The organism is Haloplanus sp. GCM10025708 (assembly GCF_042663985.1).
GTDB lineage: Archaea > Halobacteriota > Halobacteria > Halobacteriales > Haloferacaceae > Salinirarus > Salinirarus marinus.
This window is the reverse complement of sequence record NZ_JBHSZA010000011.1, coordinates 2,717,984-2,734,325: the sequence shown is the minus strand read 5'-3', so window position 1 is coordinate 2,734,325 and position 16,342 is coordinate 2,717,984. Positions and strand designations below refer to the sequence as shown.

The following is a 16,342-nucleotide window of genomic DNA, read 5'->3' as shown; positions in this document are numbered from 1 at the left end:
ATCCCTTTTCCCCCGGACCGGCGAACGAGGACGTATGGAGGCCATCACGCTCGGCCCCGCGGGGACGTACTCCCACCGCGCGGCCCGCGCCGTCGCGGACGAGGTGACGTTCACCGAATCCGTCACCGCGATCGTCGAAGCCGTCGCCGACGGCGAGTACGACCGCGGCGTCATCCCCATCGAGAACAGCATCGAAGGGAGCGTCACGGAGACGCTCGACGCCCTCGCCGACTTCGACGTGAGCGTCGTCGAGGAGATCGTCACGCCCATCCGCCACGCGTTGCTCGCCCAGGACTCCGATTTCGACGTCGTCGCCAGCCACTCGCAGGCGCTCGCCCAGTGTCGGACCTACCTCGAAACCGAACATCCGGCCGCGAAACTCGAAGCCGTCGCCAGCACCGCCCGCGGCGTCGAACGCGCCCGCGGAGACCCAAACGTCGCCGCTATTGGCCACCCCGACAACGCCGACGACACCATCCAGGTCCTCGCCGAGGACATCCAGGACCGCAGTTCCAACGCCACCCGGTTTTTCGTCATCGCGCCCGTGAGCGAACGCTCCGACGCGGGGGAAATCCACAGTCATCGTCAATCCGAACGCGAACTACCCCGGTCTCCTGCTCGAACTTCTGGAGGCGTTCGCCGACCGGAACGTCAACCTCTCGCGACTCGAGTCCCGCCCGACCGGTGACCGCCTCGGCGACTACCTCTTCCACATCGACTTCGAGGCCGGCTTCTACGAGGACCGGACGAAAGAAGCCCTCGAAGACGTCGAGGAGATCGCGGCCGGCGGTTGGGTCCGTCGCCTCGGATCCTACGACACGCGGCACGTTCTCTACTGAGTTAAACCATTCCTGTGGGGTTTTCGAGGCCTGTACCGTGTGGTTTGCTGTCTCGGTTCCTGCTGTCTTTAATATCTCAGCGGCCGTATCTGGAGACGGTGAATCAGCATGATGCGACGAACTAATCCCGTCGGCGAATTCGAAGCGTTGTTCGAGCGAATGACCGAGCAGTTCGAGGAGATGGGCCGCCTCGACGGCGGCTGGATGCGCGGTTCGGAGTTCGCCGTCGACGTCGCCGAGAGCGACGAGGAAATCGTCGTCACGGCCGACTTGCCGGGCTTCGAGAAGTCCGATATCGACGTCTCCGTCTCCGAGCGCACGCTGACGATTCGCGCCGACAGCGAGACGGACGCGGAACGCGACGACGGGGCGTATCTCCGCCGCGAACGCCGCCACTCCTCGGTCCGTCGGAGCATCCCCTCCCCGGCGACGTCGTCGACGACGACGCCAGCGCGGCCTACAGGAACGGCGTCCTCACCGTGACGCTCCCCGCCGGCACGCCGACGCCGGCGAGGATTCGCGACAGATCGACGTCGAATAGCCGTCCCTCGGCGGCCTGTCGTATAGGAGTTATTTTAGGCCGCGAACCCACAAGGACCCGTATGGACTACGACCCGCAGGAACTCGAAGCGCGCTGGCGGGAGCGCTGGGCCGAGACCGGCCGGTACGAGGCCGACCCCGACGGCGAGGACGTGACGTTCATCACCGTCCCCTACCCGTACCCCAGCGGCGGGATGCACATCGGGCACGCCCGGACGTACACCGTCCCCGACGTCTACGCTCGCTACCGTCGCCAGCAGGGCGACAACGTCCTCTTCCCGATCGCGTGGCACGTCACCGGGACGCCCATCATCGGGGCCGTCGAGCGCCTCAAGAAAGGCGAGGAGAAACAGCTCTCCGTCCTGCGCGACACCTACGACGTCCCCGAGGAGACGCTCAAGGACCTCGAAACGCCGATGGGCTACGCCCGCTACTTCATCGAGAATCACTACAAGAAGGGGATGAAGTCGCTGGGGCTCTCTATCGACTGGCGACGCGAGTTCACCACGAACGACGACCGCTACTCGAAGTTCATCACGTGGCAGTACGAGACGCTCCGCGACCGGGGCCGACTGGAGAAGGGCCTCCACCCGGTCAAATACTGCACGAACGAGGAGCAACCCGTCACGACCCACGACCTGCTGGAGGGCGAGGAAGCCGAGTACCAGGAGTACACACTCGTCCGCTTCGGCTACGACGACGCCGTTGCGCCGATGGCGACGCTCCGCCCCGAGACGGTCCACGGCGTCACGAACGCCTACGTCGACCCGGACGCCGACTACGTCCGCGCCGACGTCGACGGCGAGGAGTGGGTCGTCTCCGCCGCCGCCGCCGAGAAACTCCGCCTGCAGGCCCGCGACGTCGAGGTCAGAGAGACGTTCACGGGCGAACGCCTCGTCGGCGATTCGGTCACCAACCCCGTGACCGGCGACGAGGTGATTATCCTGCCCGCCTCGTTCGTCGACGCCGACAACGCCACGGGCGTCGTCATGTCCGTCCCCGCCCACAGCCCCGACGACTACGTGGCCCTGCAGGAGGCGAAAGCCGACGCCGCACGCATGCGCGAGTACGGCATCGACCCCGAAACGGTCCGGACGATCGAGCCCGTGCCCATCCTCGACATCGAGGGGTACGGCGAAATCCCGGCCAAAGACGCCGTCGAGGAGTACGGCGTCGAGTCCTCCGACGACCCGGCACTGGAGGAGGCCACCCAGGAACTGTACAACCGCGAGTTCCACGCCGGGGAACTGAAAGCGATGTACGGCGAGTTCGCGGGCGAAGTCGTCGAGGACGTCCGCGAGTCGTACCGCGACGCGGGCAGAGAGCGGGGCTGGTTCGACTCGATGTACGAGTTCTCCGAGGAAGTCGTCTGTCGGTGCGGCGGCGGCGTCGAAGTCGCCAAACAGGACACGTGGTTTCTCTCCTACAGCGACGAGGACTGGAAGGCGGCGACCAAGAGGGTCGTCGAGAACATGGAGTGCATCCCCGAGAACACCCGCGAGGAGTATCACCACACCATCGACTGGCTGAACGAGTGGCCCTGCATCCGCAACTACGGGTTGGGGACGCGCCTGCCGTGGGACGACGATTTCGTCATCGAACCGCTGTCGGACTCGACCATCTACATGGCGTACTACACGCTCGCGCCACGCCTGCGCGAAATTCCCGTCGAGGACCTCGACCGGGACTTTTTCGACGCCCTCTTCTACGGCCCCGAGGCGGTCGAGGACCCCGACGAACGCGCCCTCGAACTCCGCGAGGAGTGGGAGTACTGGTATCCCGTGGACTACCGCTTCTCCGCGAACGACCTCATCAGCAACCACCTCACCTTCTATCTCTTCCACCACGCCGAACTGTTCGACCCCGCCGAGTGGCCCGACGGCATCGTCATCATGGGGATGGGCCTGCTGGAAGGCGAGAAGATGTCCTCCTCGAAAGGCCACGTCGTCCTCCCCGGCGAGGCCATCGAGAGCTACGGTGCCGACACCGTCCGCTTTTTCCTGCTCAACTCCGCCGAGCCGTGGCAGGACTACGACTGGCGCGCCGAACAGGTCGAGAGCACCCGCGACCAGCTCGAACGCTTCTGGAACCGAGCGGTCGAGATCGTCGACGACGCGGACGAGGGGACCACCTTCGACGTCGACGCGACCGAGAAGGACCTCGACCACGCCGACCGCTGGCTGCTCTCGAAACTCCAGGGCACGATTCGCGACGTGACCGACGCGATGGAGCGTTCGGAGACACGGTCGGCGAGCCAGGCCGCCTTCTACGGCTTCGAGGAGTCGTTGCGCTGGTACCGGCGGCGGACCGACCCCGACCGTCCGGGCGCGCAGTGGACGCTCCGGCGGGTGCTGGAGACCCGTCTCCGACTGCTCGCACCGTTCGTCCCCTTCCTCGCCAACGAACTCCACGAGCGCCTGACGGGGACGCCCGCCGAGGACGCCCCGTGGCCCGAGGCCGATCCCGACCTGGAGAGCACGGCGGTCGAAGTCGCCGAACGCCAGATCGAGCGACTCACCGAGGACGTCCGCGACATCGTGGACGTGACCGACGCCGACCCCGAGACGATTCGCCTCTACGTCGCCGCCGACTGGAAGCGCGAGGTGTTCGACGCCGTCGCCGAGACGGGGCCCGACGTGGGCGCGGTCATGGGGACGGTCATGCAGGACGAGGACCTGCGCGAACGCGGCGACGAGGTGAACGACCTGGTGCAGGAACTGGTCGAGATGGTGCGCGGACTCGACTCGGAGACGCTGGACGCGATGGCCGACGCCGACGAGACGGCGCTGTACGGGCGCGCAACGTCGTTCCTCGAACGCGAGTTCGACGCCGACGTGGAACTCTACTCCGAGGACGAGGACCCGTACGATCCCGCGAACCGCGCCGAGAACGCGGTGCCGTTCCGCCCGGCGGTCCACCTGGAGTGAGGACGTCCCCGCCGTCGACGGCGGGGTCCTCGCCCCGAATCGCGGCCCCGCCAAATCACCTCGAATCAACGCTTTTCCCGTCGGCCGTCGTAGACCGAATATGAGCAGCGAGGCCCAACCCGAGGGCGAGCCCGGAGCGTTGACGAAGGCCTACGGCGCGCTCTCGCCGGAGTACCGGCCCCACCCCGACGCCGAGATGGACGCCATCGGCTGGAGCATCTTTCTGGCGATGCTGGTCCTGCTGGTTCCGCTGTTGCCGTTTCTCGTCCTCGTCTGGCTGGTGACGAAGGCGATGGACGCCCTCGCCGGTCGCTAGTCGGTCGAGACCAGCGAGAAGGGCGTGCCGTTGTCGTTGTCGTCGGCGCGTTCGTAGACGACGCGCGCGGCGGCGACGTCCTGAATCGCCAGTCCGGTGCTGTCGAAGACGGTGACGCCGTCGTCGTCGGTGCGGCCCGCCTTCTCTCCGACGACGACCTGTCCGAGTTCGGCGTGGATGTCCGCGTCCGTGAGGACGCCCTCACCGTAGGGGACGTTGATCTCCCCGGAGTGGGTGCACTGGTCGTAGTCGTCGATGACGAGTTTCGCCTCCTTCAGGAGTTCGTCGGCGAGTTCGTGTTTGCCGGCGGCGTCGGCTCCCATCGCGTTGACGTGGGTGTGTTCGCCGACGTCCGCGGCGGTGACGATGGGCGACTCGACGGGCGTCACCGTCGAGAGGACGTCACAGGCCCCCGCTTCGGCGATGGAGCCGCCGCGGACGTCGAAGCGGTCCTCGAACGCCTCGACGAACCGTCGGACCCGGTCTTCGTCGACGTCCGCGACGACCACCTCCTCGATGGGGCGGATCTCGGCGATGGCCGCCAGCTGCGTGTACGACTGGACGCCCGCGCCGACGATGCCCAGCGAGGCGGCGTCCGCGACGGCGAGGTGGTCGGTGGCGACGGCCGCCGCCGCGCCGGTCCGCTTCATCGTCAGTTCGGTGCCGTCCATGAGAGCGAGGGGGAACGCCGTCTCGGGATCCGAATAGATCATCGTTCCCATGACGGTGGGGAGCCCGTGGCGTTCGCGGTTCTTCTCGTGTGAGTTCACCCACTTGACGCCCGCGGCGTCCCACGACTCCGTCTCGAGGTAGGCCGGCATCGACCGGAAGTCCCCGTCGTACTGGGGGAGGTCGATGTACGACTTCGCCGGCATCTGTGCGCGGCCGCGTTCGTAGGCCGCGAACGCTTCCTCGATGGCGGGGATGAGTTCCGACATGCGGACGTTCTCGTCGACGTCCGATCCGTTCAGGAGCAGCGTCTGCATACGCACCAGTTTTGGCGGCCCGTATTTATTCGTGTACTCTCGCCGCCGGGAGCGCCGCAGCGGGGACTCTCACCCCTGCGGCGTTCCCGTCGCCGTCCCCGTCGACGTGGTGGCCGTCCCGCCGTCCGTTTCCGCCTCGAGACGGACTTCGAACGACCGCTCGCCCGCCGCGGAGACGACGGAAAACTGGAGCCGATCAGCCGAGAATCCCGCCTCTCGGTGGTAGCTGATGGACTCCTCGTGCGTTCTCGACTCCCCGGAACCGAGGGCGAACGCGAAGTCATTGGCTCCGTACAGCGGGCCCTGGTGGTTGATAGCGCCGCGGAACGTGCCGCCGCCGTCGCCCTCGTTCGTCACGTCGAGGGAGACGGGAACCGCTTCGTCGGGCGCGACGGCGTCGGGCACGTCGTACTCGACGGTGAACGACGGCGGCGGGGACCGGAGCGGCGCGAGCGCGGACTCGGGGATCGTCCACCGGGCACCGTCGTCGAGGACGACTGCGACCGAATCGGCGTCGAGGGGGCGGGGATCTCGAATCCGAGGTAGCCGTGGGGATCGTCCGTCGCGTACTCCGACTCCGCGACCGGGAGGTCGCCGGCGGGGCCGTACGCCCTGTACGTGGTCGCGGCGTGTCGCGTCCCGTCGAGCGCAAGGGCGAACGCGTCCGGCGCGGGCGGGTCGTCGCCGCCGGCGTCGACGGTGACGAACGCGAACTGGCCGTCGGCGACGGTGACGCCGAAGGCGTCGGGAGCTGAGAGGTAGAGAAAGGAGTGGGCGTCGACGAGGTCCGAGACGGTGACGGAGACGCCGTCGACGGTGACGGCGTCACCGAGCGTCGCCGGGGGCGTCCCTGTCGAGTCGGTCGGCGTCGATCCGATGGGCGTCTCATCGCCCGGCGCGGCGTTACATCCCGCGAGACCGGCGAGGCCCGCGCCGAGGCAGCGAGCAACTGGCGTCTGCTGGAGGGCATGGATCGACCTACCGGTCTCTCCGGCAAGGGTTTTGTGCCGAAAAAACGGGTCGCGTACGGGGCGGGAGCGTGTGGTGGTGTCGGTGGCCGACGTTTACATCATGCCGCCCATGCCGCCGCCCATGCCGCCCATGCCGCCGGGCGCACCGCCGGGGCCGCCGGGGCCGCCTTCTTCCTCTTCGCCTTCGGTGGAGAGGTCACCGGCGGCGATGATGTCGTCGATTTTGAGGACGAGGTTCGCCGCCTCGGTGGCGGAGGACACGGCCTGCTCTTTGGCGTGGGCGGGTTCGACGACGCCGGCGTCGAAGGTGTCGACCACGTCGCCGGAGAAGACGTTCAGTCCGGCGCGGACCTGGTCCGCTTCGTGGGCGGCCCGCAGGTCGACCAGCGTGTCGATGCTGTCGAGGCCGGCGTTCTCCGCGAGGACGCGCGGGACGAGTTCGAGCGCGTCGGCGAACGCCTCGACGGCGAGCTGCTCGCGGCCGCTCACGCTGTCGGCGTAGTCGCGGAGGCGATCCGCGACTTCGACTTCGACTGCGCCGCCGCCCGCGAGGACGCGCCCGTCGGCGACGGTGGTCGACACCACGTCGAGGGCGTCGTGGATGCCGCGTTCGAGTTCGTCGACGACGTGTTCGGTCGATCCGCGGAGCAGGAGCGTCACGCCGTGGGAGTCACGGCCTTCGACGTAGAAGAGTTCGTCCTCCTCGTCGCGGCGGACGGACCCGCGGCCGAGGTCGGCCTCGGTGGCGCTGTCGAGGTCGGAGACGACTTCCGCACCGAGGATCTCCTTGAGGAAGCGCACGTCGGATTTCTTCGTCCGGCGGACCGCGAGAATGCCCTGTTTCGCGAGGAAGTGCTGGGCGAGGTCGTCGATGCCTTTCTGGCAGAAGACGACGTTCGCGCCCGTGGCCGCGATCCGGTCGACCTTCTCGCGGAGCTGCTGTTCCTCCTGATCGAGGAACTGCTGGAGCTGGTCGGGGCTGTCGAGGCTGACTTGCGTGTCGACGTCGGTCTCCTCGACTTCGACGGGGTCGTTCAGCAGCAGGACGTTCGCGTCCTCGACCTCCGTGGGCATCTCGTCGTTGACGGGGTCCTTGTCGATGACGGCTCCCTTGAGGAGTTCGGACTCGCCGACGCCGCGACCGGTCTGTGTCTCGATCTCGACGAACTCGAGGTCGACGATGTGGCTCCCGTCGTCGGCTTCGACGGTGACCTGCTGGACGGCGTTGACGATGAGGTCGGCCAGGAGTTCCTTGTTCGTCTCGGCCCCTTTGCCGGTCATCGACGTCTCGGCCACCTTCTTCAGGAGGTCCTCGTCGTCGGGGTCGACGCGCTCGGCGATGGCGTCGATCTCGTTCCGGGCCTGCTCGGAGGCCATGTGGAAGCCCTTGATGATGGCCGTCGGGTGGATGTCCTGTTCGAGGAGGTCCTCGGCGTTCTTCAGGAGTTCACCCGAGATGGCGACGGCCGTCGTCGTCCCGTCGCCCGCCTCGTCCTCCTGTGTCTCCGCCACTTCCACGATCATCGACGCCGTGGGGTTGTCGATGTCCATCTCCTGGAGGATGGTGACGCCGTCGTTCGTGACGGTGACGTCGCCCATCGAGTCGACGAGCATCTTGTCCATTCCCTTCGGTCCGAGCGTCGACCGTACCGCGTCCGCGACGGCGCGGGCCGCTGAGATGTTGTGCTCCTGCGCGTCTTCGTCTTTCATGCGCTGGGAGTCCTCGCCGAGAATGATCATCGGCTGACCCTGCATTCGCTGACTCATGGTTCAGAAGAAGGATTGTCTACGGTTCTATATAAACATTCGGCTTCCGTCCCGAGCAGTCGCCTCGGCGTATCGGGAGTTTTCGCGCGGGAAATCGGGGGATAACGGCGATTCGAACCGGGGCGTCCCGCGGACGCATCGAAACGTCGTCGCGACGGCCGTCGCGTCGCTCGTCCGTCCTTTAAGGCCGCTCCTCGACCGGCTCCTTCCAGTGGACGGTCACGTTCCCGACGGCGAACGAGTCGCCGGAGTCGGGGTCGCGGCGGATCTGGAGGGTGTTCGTCCCCTCGTGGAGTTCGACGTCGGTGAGGGTGTCGACCCAGTACTGCCACCCCTCGCTGGGCGGGACGTCGAACCCGCTCGTCGGATCGCCGTTGACGACGATTTCGTGACCGTACTCGCCGACGTCGAACGCCTGTATCCCGATGTAACCGTCCGTCGCGTCGGCCGTCGGGACGGTGAACTCGTAGACGTCCGTCGCGTCCCCGGCGTCGGTGGCCCAGTCGAGGTCGAGTCGCCGGCCGCCCGCGGTCAACTGCGCACCGACGTACACGGTCGCGTAGTTCGCGCGAAATCGCACGCCCGGGCGTTTCTTCGCCGGCGGTATAAGTTCGCCGACCTCACGCGGTCAGCGGGGTTCCGGGGATTCCAGCGAGCGCGCCGTGGTTACCGACCGTCTCGCTCTTCGGGTGGCGCGTCGGCCAAAAATTCGCTCTCGTCGTTCGCCAACTCGGGCAACTCCTCGTCGCCGTCGAGCGTCTCGAGTTCGCGGTCGTACAGGCGCTCCCGCAGCTGTGCGCGCTTGTTCTTCCCCGTTTTCTCTCGCCCGGATTTCGTGTCAGGCATTATCACGCATAGACGGGGGCGGTCCGCATCAATCTTTCTCCCGTTCTCGGCGATCGAAACGCGTTTATCTCGTTTCGAATTCATAACCAAAATTTAATATCTTTGGAATTAGACAGTACGATGACGTATGACAGTACTTGCCGCAGTAGATGAGGGCGATGGGAGTACGAGCGTGGTTCAGCGAGGCCACGAACTGGCGACGGCGTTCGACGAGGAGCTGGTGGTGCTCCACGTCGAACCGGAGACGGAGTCGTTGGACGCGGCCGAATCGGTCGCCGCGGACGCGATACGGGCGGCACTCGACGACCGGGAAGGCGTCACCGCCGTGGGTGCGCTCGGCGACTCGTCGACTCGCATCCTCCGGGAGGCCGACGAACGCGACGTTCGCTACGTCGTCCTCGGCCCGCGCAAGCGGACGCCCGTCGGCAAGGCGCTCATGGGGAGCGTCGCGCAACTCGTCGTACTGAACGCCGACCGACCGGTCGTTCTCACCGACTGACGCCGGTGTCGCGTCCGAACCACGCCGTCGCAAGTGGTGGGGCTCCCCGTTAATTCCGTCGGGCCTTGGCACGCCGACAGGCGGTCGTTCGCTCGCGCTGCGATTTCTGCTCAAATCCCTTCGGCACGGGTCACGAAATCGGGACGGTGCAGCGCGACGAGACGTACCACTGAGGAAATTAGAGACACGCCGGGACAGGGATTTGAACCCTGGATCCCGTGAAGGAACACGCTTTCCAGGCGTGCGCCTTACCACTCGGCCATCCCGGCTCAGTAGATTCTACCTCGCTCCCGTTGTTAAGTCCTTCCTTTCGGGTGCAGACGGTGCTCGACTGCGTAGGTCACGCCGGCGACGACGACGCCGACGACGGCGGCCAGGGCGACGAGGGCGACCGGGTCGAGACCGAGTGATCCGACCAGCAGTTGGTAGCCCTGTGCCGCTACGAGGACGGTGAGCGTCCCGGCCGCCCCCAGAGGAGGCTGGATTTGCGTCGGGGGTGCACTACTCCACGGACGCGACGGCTTCGATCTCGACGCCGACGCCCTTCGGGAGGTTCGCCACCTCGACGGCGCTCCGGGCCGGCGGCTCCGTCTCGAAATACGTCGCGTACGTCTCGTTCATCGCCTCGAAGTCGTCGATGTCGTCGAGGAAGACGGTCACTTTCATCACGTCCGTCGCGTCGGCTCCTCCGAATCGAGGATGGCCATCACGTTGTCGAGCGCCTGCTCGGTCTGGTCGGCGACGTCGGCGTCTGCGAGGAGTTCGCCGTCCGGCGTCAACGGGATCTGGCCGGCCGTAAAGAGGAGCGATCCGTTCGTCGTCGCCTGACTGTACGCCCCGACCGCCGCCGGTGCGCCGTCCGTGCTGATGGTCCGCTTCATAGCCGAGGCGTCTGCGGCCGACCGCTTAATGGTTCGCGTGTCGGGACGGGATGCCGACGCCCATCTCGTAGCCGTTGACGATTTCGACGTCGTAGCCCGCCTCCCGCAGGGCGTCGAGTAGCTCCTCGACGTGGTCCGGGCCGCGCGTCTCGACTTCTAACTCGACGCGGGCGTCGTTCATCGCCACGTCGCGAGAGGTCCGGTCGTGGTGGAAGGCGGTGATGTTCGCGCGGTGTTCGGCGATGATCTCCCCGAGATCGACCAGCGCGCCGGGCTGGTCTTTGAGAATGGTCTGGAAGCGGAGGTAGCGCCCGGTGGCGACGAGGCCGCGCATGACGACGGTGGTCAGCGTGTTCAGGTCGATGTTCCCGCCACAGCAGGCCGGGACGACGACTTCGTCCTCGGCGTAGTCGAACGCCTCCGAGAGAACGGCCGCGATCGGGATGGCACCCGCCCCTTCGGCGAGCGCCTTGTGTCGTTCGAGCAGGTACGTGAGCGCGACCGCGATCTCCTCGTCCGTCACCGTCACCACCTCGTCGACGCGGTCTTTGATTATCTCGAACGTCAGGTCGCCCACGCGGCGGGTGGCGATGCCGTCCGCGATGGTGTCGACGCTCTCGCGTTCGTAGATCGCGCCTCGCTGGAGCGACTCGACCACGCTCGACGCGCCTTCGGCCTGCACGCCGACGACGCGGACGTCGGGGTTTTTCTCCTTTAGCGCCGTGGCGATGCCGGCGATGAGGCCGCCCCCGCCGATGGGCACGACGACGGTTTCGACGTTCGGGCAGTCCTCGATAATCTCGAGGCCGATGGTCCCCTGACCGGCCATCACCACCGGATCGTCGAAGGCGTGGACGTAGGTGCGCCCCTCCTCGTCTTCGAGTTCGTGGGCGTGCGCCTGCGCTTCGCTGTAATCCGTGCCGTGGAGGACGACTTCGCCGCCGTAGCGTTCGGTCGCTTTCACCTTCGAGACGGGGGCGTGTTCCGGCATCACGATCTTCGAATCGACGCCCGCCCGCGTCGCCGCCAGGGCGACGCCCTGGGCGTGGTTGCCGGCGCTCGCCGTCACCACGCCCGCGTCCTGCTGTTCGCCCGAGAGCGTCGCGATGCGGTTCATCGCGCCGCGGATCTTGAACGCGCCGGTTCGCTGGAAGTTCTCCAGTTTGAGATGGACCTCCGCATCGGTCATCTCCGAGAACGAGTGAGAGTACTCGAGCGGCGTGTGCCGCGCTACCTCCATGACGCGCTGGCGGGCGTCGAGTACGTCCGATAGGGACAGCATAGCGGTCTCTTTCCGGTCGACGTGGTTAACGGTTTATCTCCGGCAGTCGCGTCTGTCGCTCGGACCGGGGACACTCACTCGATCGGCCGGACGACCACGTCGTGTTCGCCGACGTAACGCTCCACGCGCGCCGCCAGCGGCCCGCCCCCGGCCAGGCCACCGGGTCGTCCACGCCGAGTGCGTCCGGATCGCCGACGTAGACGGCGACGGGGTCGCCGTCGGCACGCGGCACGGAGACGCGAACGTAGAGGCCGGCGTCGACGCCCTCGTACGCGTCGAGTCGGTCGACGCCGTCCGTCCGGAGGAGGCGACCCCCGTCTCCCCGCCGGGGGCGAGCGTCGGATACCGCCCCTCGACGGGGTGGAGACCGACGAGGACGGCACCGCCGACGAAGGCGAAGGAGTCGACGACGCTCGCGACCCGGTCGGGTTCGGTCAGCGATCCGTAGACGAAACAGTCCATACCTCCGATGGCGGCCGCGCGGAGTTCGGCCTTTCGGCTACCGTTCGTCGAGCGGGACGAACGTCCGGTCTACGGGGCCGGTGTACCGGGCGCGCGGACGGATGAGACGGTTGTTCTCGTACTGTTCGAGGACGTGAGCGATCCAGCCGCCGACGCGGCTCATCGCGAAGATGGGCGTGTAGACGTCGACGGGGATGCCCATCTGGTAGTACATCGACGCCGAGTAGAAGTCGACGTTCGGCGCGATGCCTTTCGCCTCTTTCATGTACTCCTCGATGGCGACGGAGTACTCGTACCACTTGCGGTCGCCCGACGCCTCGCCCAGCGCCTCGGAGTACTCAGCGAGGATTTTCGCGCGCGGGTCCTTGACGTCGTAGACGCGGTGGCCGAAACCGGCGATGCGGCGGTCGTTCTCGAGGGCGTCTTTCACCCACGGCACCGGCTCTTTCTCGCTCTCGTCGATCTCCTTGAGCATCTGCATGACGTTCTGGTTGGCCCCGCCGTGGAGCGCGCCCGAGAGCGTGCCGACGGCGCTCGTGAGCGCGCTGTGGAGGTCCGCGAGCGTCGACGCCGTCACCATCGCGGAGAACGTCGAGGCGTTGATCCCGTGGTCGGCGTGGAGGACGAGCGCCGTGTCGAACGTCTCGGCGGTCACCTCGTCGGGCACCTCGCCGTTGAGCATATAGAGGAAGTTCTCGGCGTGGTCGAGGTCTTCGCGCGGCGCGACCGGTTCGTCGCCGTGGCGGAGGCGGTCGTAGGCTGCGAGCGCCGTCGGGATCTTCGCGGTGATGCGACAGCCCTTCGCCACGTTGGCGTCGCGGGCCTGCGGGTCGGCCTCCGCGTCGGGATCGTACGCCGAGAGCGTCGAGACGACGGTCCGAACCACGGCCATCGGATTCTCCTCCTGCTCGGCGAGTTCGCGCACGGCGTCGTAGACGCCAGCGTCGAGTTCGCGCTCGCCCGCCATCCGCTCTCTGAACGCCGTGAGTTCCTCGCGCGTCGGAAGGTCGCCGTGCCAGAGCAGGTACAGCACCTCCTCGTAGCTCGCCTGGCGCGCGAGGTCGTCGATGGCGTAGCCCCGGTAGATGAGCCGCCCCTCGTCGCCGTCGATGTAGCTCAGGTCGGACTCGGCGACTAGCACGCCTTCTAATCCCCGCTTTAGCTCGTCTGACATATGACTCAGCTACCTTTCCTTCTCAAAAAAGCGTTATCGTTTGTCCCCCGACGTGTCACTACCGTCTCGTTTTATCTTGCTGGGATCGAACGCCCGGTACTCCTTTGTGTACCGGACCGGAACCCGGACGTATGGACCCCGGAGACGCCGAGTACGAGCCGGTCAGCGTCAAGGAGGTGTTGGCGGAGATGAAAGACACCGCGGAGCTCCTCATCGACCTCTCGTACTCGGCGGTGTTACACGGGAGCGACGAAGTCGCGGCCGAGGTGCTCGAACTCGAAGAGCGGATGGACGTCCTCCAGCTCCAAGCCCGGATGAGCCTGCTGATGGCCGCCCGGAACCCCGAGGACGCCGAGGAACTCGCGCCCGTCCTCGGCGTCGTCGGGGCCGCGGAGAAGATCAGCGACGCCGCCGGCGACATCGCGAAAATCGTCCTCGAGGACATCGGCATCCCCGAGGAGATGCGCACCGCCATCCCGGAAGCCGTCGAAGCCGTCGTCCGCGCGGAGGTGTCGAGCGACTCGCGGTTCGCCGGCCGGACGCTCGGCGACCTCAACCTCGAAACCGAGACGGGCGTGCGCGTCATCGCCATCCGCCGGGCGGGCGAGTGGATACCGAACCCCGACGAAGAGACGACGCTCGAACGCGGCGACGTGACCCTCCTCCGTGGGACCCGCGACGCCCTGCCTCCGGTGTACGAGTCCGTCACCGGCGAGACGTACGAACCGCCCGAGACGATCGAGCCGACCATCGAGGACCTGGAACGCGCCGTCGACTCCATCGTCCTGATGAAAAACATGAGCGAACTCGCCGTCGACCTGGCTTACGGGTCGGTGCTGTTCGACAGCGAGGGCGTCGCCGAGGAGGTGTCGGAGCTCGAAGCCGAGGTGGACGCGCTCAAATCCCGCTTCGAGGCGTGGGTGTTGCGCGCCGCGACCCGCGTCGAGGACCCGATCTCGCTGCGGGGGCTGATGCATCTCGCGAGCGCCACCGAAGTCATCTCCGACGCCGCGCTCGAAATCAGCGAGGGCGTCCTGCGCGGTCTCGACACTCACCCCGTCGTCGCCGCCGCCGTCGAGGAGTCCGACGAGGTCATCGTCCGCCTCGCCATCGACGAGGGGAGCACCCTCGCGGACGCGACGCTCGGCGAACTCAGGGTGAAGACCGAGACGGGGATGCGCGTCATCGCCGTCCGGCGAGGCGACGGCGACTGGGTTCTCTCGCCCGGTCCGGAGACGGAACTCCGCGCCGGCGACGTCATCGTCGCCAAGGGGACGCGGGCGGGCGCGGACCGACTCCGCTCGCTGGCGGGCGACGAACGAGCCCAGAGCCGTTTCGCCAGCCGATACGCCGAGACGAGACTCAGCAGCGTCGCCACGAGCAACGCCGTCGTCGCCGCGAGGACGAACGCCAGGACGAGGAAGTAGCCCTCCTGTCCGAACACCGGATACTCGCGCGCCCCCTCGAACGGCCCGAACACCTCGAAGACGCGGGCGAGATAGAGGGAAACGCCGAGACAGACGCCCACGGCGACGCCGGCTTTCGCGTTCCGGCGGACGGACAGCGCGTCGACGACGCCCGCGACGGGCAACCGGTCGGGTGACTCGTCGCTCACGGTGGGTCGGACGACCCACGGACCCAAATCCCCGTCGTTCCCGCCTCACTCCGTGATAGACAGTACCACCCAAATTTCAAAAGATTTATTGTTTGGGGCGTCGTATCCCGTACTCCCGCGAGAGTCACGGGGACCGATCGAACGACTCGGCCCGAACCGACCGGATACGGTCGAGACGGGCGAGTTAGGGGCTACAACCGAAGCACCCATCACACGGTGGAGAGGTCAACGCTCCGAAGGAGAACCGAACCGTCCCGGCGTCTGGCCGCCATGGCGGCCGGAGGCGAAGGCACGAACCGGAGTACGCGCAAGCGGACTTCGGGAGTACGGCGCGCGCGGCGGTGACAAACGCTGGTGGGAGTCCAGCTAAAGCCGGCGTTCACGCCGGCAAGGCCGGTGCGAGGCCGGCTACAGTCACCGTCGCGGCGTCGGGCCGTGTGGGACGGGGACAACGTCTCCCGTTCGAGTCCAAACCGCGGCGCTCGCGGCCCGCCGCTCGAACCGACAGCCTCTTTCGCGGTTCGAGCCATCGGAACGACCATGAAGTGGCTACGCAGCGGACTCCGGCGCGACATCTGTGCCGTCGTCTACGCCGCCGACGCGCCGACGGGCCAGCGGTGCAAGACGTCGCTCGAAGCGCACTACGACGACCACCTCGAACCGCGACGGTTCTACGGCGCACTCGACGCCCTCGAAGACGCGGGCTTTCTCGACGCGGCGACGGAGGGGATTCACGACCACTACGAACTCACCGACGCGGGCGAACGGGCGCTGCTCGCCCACTACGAGTGGCTGACCGACTGCCTGAACGACTGACGCCCGGCGCTAAACGCACGCCTCGCCGAAGGCGAGAAACGACCCCGTCCCGCCGAGGCCGACGACGGTGGCCGTACCGAGGGGGACGTCGGCGAGCGGGCCGGCCGCGTACCAGAGGAAGAAGCCGATCGTCGAGGTGACTCCGAACAGCGTCAGCGCCGTCCGCGACCCGATGCGGTCGGAGAGCGCACCACCGGAGTAGACGGCGCTGACGAGGTCCTCGAAACTCCCGTAGAGGCCGATGGCGAGGCTTCCCGCCCCGAGGACGCTCAGACGCCGCGGCGGTACCGTCCGGCCATCTGGAAGCCCGGACTGAACGCGGACGTGGCGAGCGAGAGGACCAGCACGTCGCCGTCGAGCGCGAGCAGTCGCCGAAACGTCGAGAGTGCACCGACGTCGTCGCTCACATCCACCAACGGGG

General features: G+C 67.3%; 15 protein-coding genes, 1 tRNA gene and 5 pseudogenes. 9 read left to right on the top strand and 12 right to left on the bottom strand.

Annotation, left to right across the window (positions count from 1 at the left end; translation table 11 throughout):
* Positions 1–34 precede the first annotated feature (34 nt).
* The 4 genes and pseudogenes from pheA to ACFQJD_RS18380 all read left to right on the top strand — a co-directional run bounded on the left by pheA (position 35) and on the right by ACFQJD_RS18380 (position 4,622).
* Positions 35–839, top strand: a pseudogene (gene pheA, locus ACFQJD_RS18395) (prephenate dehydratase).
* Between the two features lie 159 nt (positions 840–998).
* A complete protein-coding gene (locus tag ACFQJD_RS18390) occupies positions 999–1,322 on the top strand; it encodes an Hsp20/alpha crystallin family protein (protein ID WP_379800180.1) in 324 nt (107 codons plus the stop codon).
* A 119-nt stretch (positions 1,323–1,441) separates the two neighbouring features.
* Positions 1,442–4,306 carry a leucine--tRNA ligase gene (gene leuS / locus ACFQJD_RS18385; RefSeq protein ID WP_379800178.1) on the top strand — a complete coding sequence of 955 codons (2,865 nt, stop codon included), beginning with the start codon at positions 1,442–1,444 and terminating at the stop codon, positions 4,304–4,306.
* A gap of 100 nt (positions 4,307–4,406) precedes the next feature.
* The gene (locus ACFQJD_RS18380) at positions 4,407–4,622 is read left to right on the top strand and encodes a DUF7535 family protein (protein WP_379800176.1); all 216 of its coding nucleotides are present in this window, start codon (positions 4,407–4,409) and stop codon (positions 4,620–4,622) included.
* Here the strand turns inward: ACFQJD_RS18380 and ACFQJD_RS18375 are convergent.
* Together ACFQJD_RS18375 and ACFQJD_RS18370 are read right to left on the bottom strand one after the other, a co-directional pair.
* Entirely contained in the window at positions 4,619–5,608 is a 990-nt protein-coding gene (locus tag ACFQJD_RS18375; protein ID WP_379800174.1) for an ornithine cyclodeaminase family protein, read from the bottom strand. The genes ACFQJD_RS18380 and ACFQJD_RS18375 overlap by 4 nt on opposite strands.
* 69 nt (positions 5,609–5,677) lie before the next feature.
* Entirely contained in the window at positions 5,678–6,013 is a 336-nt protein-coding gene (locus ACFQJD_RS18370; protein ID WP_379800172.1) for a hypothetical protein, read from the bottom strand.
* 143 nt (positions 6,014–6,156) lie between these two features.
* Here ACFQJD_RS18370 and ACFQJD_RS18365 point away from each other — a divergent pair, with 143 nt between their 5' ends.
* On the top strand, positions 6,157–6,363 hold the full coding sequence (locus ACFQJD_RS18365; protein WP_379800170.1) for a hypothetical protein: 207 nt from the start codon (positions 6,157–6,159) through the stop codon (positions 6,361–6,363).
* Between the two features lie 309 nt (positions 6,364–6,672).
* Here ACFQJD_RS18365 and thsB read toward each other — a convergent pair whose 3' ends face one another.
* The 3 genes from thsB to ACFQJD_RS18350 all read right to left on the bottom strand — a co-directional run bounded on the left by thsB (position 6,673) and on the right by ACFQJD_RS18350 (position 9,192).
* On the bottom strand, positions 6,673–8,346 hold the full coding sequence (gene thsB / locus ACFQJD_RS18360) for a thermosome subunit beta (protein ID WP_379800168.1): 1,674 nt from the start codon (positions 8,344–8,346) through the stop codon (positions 6,673–6,675).
* 181 nt (positions 8,347–8,527) lie between these two features.
* Positions 8,528–8,926, bottom strand: a complete 399-nt coding sequence (locus ACFQJD_RS18355; RefSeq protein WP_379800166.1) for a DUF7383 domain-containing protein — start codon at positions 8,924–8,926, stop codon at positions 8,528–8,530.
* Positions 8,927–9,012: 86 nt separating this feature from the next.
* On the bottom strand, positions 9,013–9,192 hold the full coding sequence (locus ACFQJD_RS18350; RefSeq protein WP_379800164.1) for a hypothetical protein: 180 nt from the start codon (positions 9,190–9,192) through the stop codon (positions 9,013–9,015).
* Positions 9,193–9,319: 127 nt separating this feature from the next.
* On the opposite strand from ACFQJD_RS18350, the gene ACFQJD_RS18345 reads away from it, so the two are divergent.
* On the top strand, positions 9,320–9,691 hold the full coding sequence (locus ACFQJD_RS18345; protein WP_379800162.1) for a universal stress protein: 372 nt from the start codon (positions 9,320–9,322) through the stop codon (positions 9,689–9,691).
* Positions 9,692–9,878: 187 nt separating this feature from the next.
* On the opposite strand, the gene ACFQJD_RS18340 is transcribed toward ACFQJD_RS18345, so the two are convergent.
* The 5 genes and pseudogenes from ACFQJD_RS18340 to citZ form a co-directional block, all read right to left on the bottom strand.
* Positions 9,879–9,960, bottom strand: a tRNA-Ser gene (locus ACFQJD_RS18340).
* Positions 9,961–10,192: 232 nt separating this feature from the next.
* A pseudogene (locus ACFQJD_RS18335) lies at positions 10,193–10,572 on the bottom strand (Rid family detoxifying hydrolase).
* Positions 10,573–10,597: 25 nt separating this feature from the next.
* Positions 10,598–11,854 carry a threonine ammonia-lyase gene (ilvA, locus tag ACFQJD_RS18330; RefSeq protein WP_379800160.1) on the bottom strand — a complete coding sequence of 419 codons (1,257 nt, stop codon included), beginning with the start codon at positions 11,852–11,854 and terminating at the stop codon, positions 10,598–10,600.
* 74 nt (positions 11,855–11,928) lie between these two features.
* Positions 11,929–12,316: pseudogene (locus tag ACFQJD_RS18325) on the bottom strand (gamma-glutamylcyclotransferase).
* A gap of 37 nt (positions 12,317–12,353) precedes the next feature.
* Positions 12,354–13,490: a citrate synthase gene (gene citZ, locus ACFQJD_RS18320; RefSeq protein ID WP_379800158.1), complete on the bottom strand. Its 1,137-nt coding sequence runs from the start codon at positions 13,488–13,490 to the stop codon at positions 12,354–12,356.
* Between the two features lie 131 nt (positions 13,491–13,621).
* Here citZ and ACFQJD_RS18315 point away from each other — a divergent pair.
* A pseudogene (locus ACFQJD_RS18315) lies at positions 13,622–14,812 on the top strand (potassium channel family protein); the annotation flags it as partial.
* Between the two features lie 5 nt (positions 14,813–14,817).
* On the opposite strand, the pseudogene ACFQJD_RS18310 reads toward ACFQJD_RS18315, so the two are convergent.
* Positions 14,818–15,132: pseudogene (locus ACFQJD_RS18310) on the bottom strand (hypothetical protein); the annotation flags it as partial.
* A gap of 513 nt (positions 15,133–15,645) precedes the next feature.
* Between ACFQJD_RS18310 and ACFQJD_RS18305 the strand changes: the two are divergent.
* The gene (locus tag ACFQJD_RS18305) at positions 15,646–15,921 is read left to right on the top strand and encodes a PadR family transcriptional regulator (protein ID WP_379800155.1); all 276 of its coding nucleotides are present in this window, start codon (positions 15,646–15,648) and stop codon (positions 15,919–15,921) included.
* 67 nt (positions 15,922–15,988) lie between these two features.
* The gene (locus ACFQJD_RS18300) at positions 15,989–16,123 is read left to right on the top strand and encodes a hypothetical protein (protein WP_379800153.1); all 135 of its coding nucleotides are present in this window, start codon (positions 15,989–15,991) and stop codon (positions 16,121–16,123) included.
* A gap of 67 nt (positions 16,124–16,190) precedes the next feature.
* Here ACFQJD_RS18300 and ACFQJD_RS18295 read toward each other — a convergent pair whose 3' ends face one another.
* Positions 16,191–16,328 (bottom strand): hypothetical protein, encoded by a 138-nt coding sequence (locus ACFQJD_RS18295; RefSeq protein WP_379800151.1) that lies wholly within the window; start codon positions 16,326–16,328, stop codon positions 16,191–16,193.
* Positions 16,329–16,342 lie beyond the last annotated feature (14 nt).

Coding starts and splice junctions, on each gene's coding strand:
- ACFQJD_RS18345 (WP_379800162.1), top strand. CDS start 9,320: ATGACAGTACTTGCCGCAGTAGATGAGGGCGATGGGAGTACGAGCGTG.
- ACFQJD_RS18390 (WP_379800180.1), top strand. CDS start 999: ATGACCGAGCAGTTCGAGGAGATGGGCCGCCTCGACGGCGGCTGGATG.
- citZ (WP_379800158.1), bottom strand. CDS start 13,490: ATGTCAGACGAGCTAAAGCGGGGATTAGAAGGCGTGCTAGTCGCCGAG.
- ACFQJD_RS18305 (WP_379800155.1), top strand. CDS start 15,646: ATGAAGTGGCTACGCAGCGGACTCCGGCGCGACATCTGTGCCGTCGTC.
- ACFQJD_RS18350 (WP_379800164.1), bottom strand. CDS start 9,192: ATGCCTGACACGAAATCCGGGCGAGAGAAAACGGGGAAGAACAAGCGC.
- ilvA (WP_379800160.1), bottom strand. CDS start 11,854: ATGCTGTCCCTATCGGACGTACTCGACGCCCGCCAGCGCGTCATGGAG.
- ACFQJD_RS18375 (WP_379800174.1), bottom strand. CDS start 5,608: ATGCAGACGCTGCTCCTGAACGGATCGGACGTCGACGAGAACGTCCGC.
- leuS (WP_379800178.1), top strand. CDS start 1,442: ATGGACTACGACCCGCAGGAACTCGAAGCGCGCTGGCGGGAGCGCTGG.
- thsB (WP_379800168.1), bottom strand. CDS start 8,346: ATGAGTCAGCGAATGCAGGGTCAGCCGATGATCATTCTCGGCGAGGAC.
- ACFQJD_RS18380 (WP_379800176.1), top strand. CDS start 4,407: ATGAGCAGCGAGGCCCAACCCGAGGGCGAGCCCGGAGCGTTGACGAAG.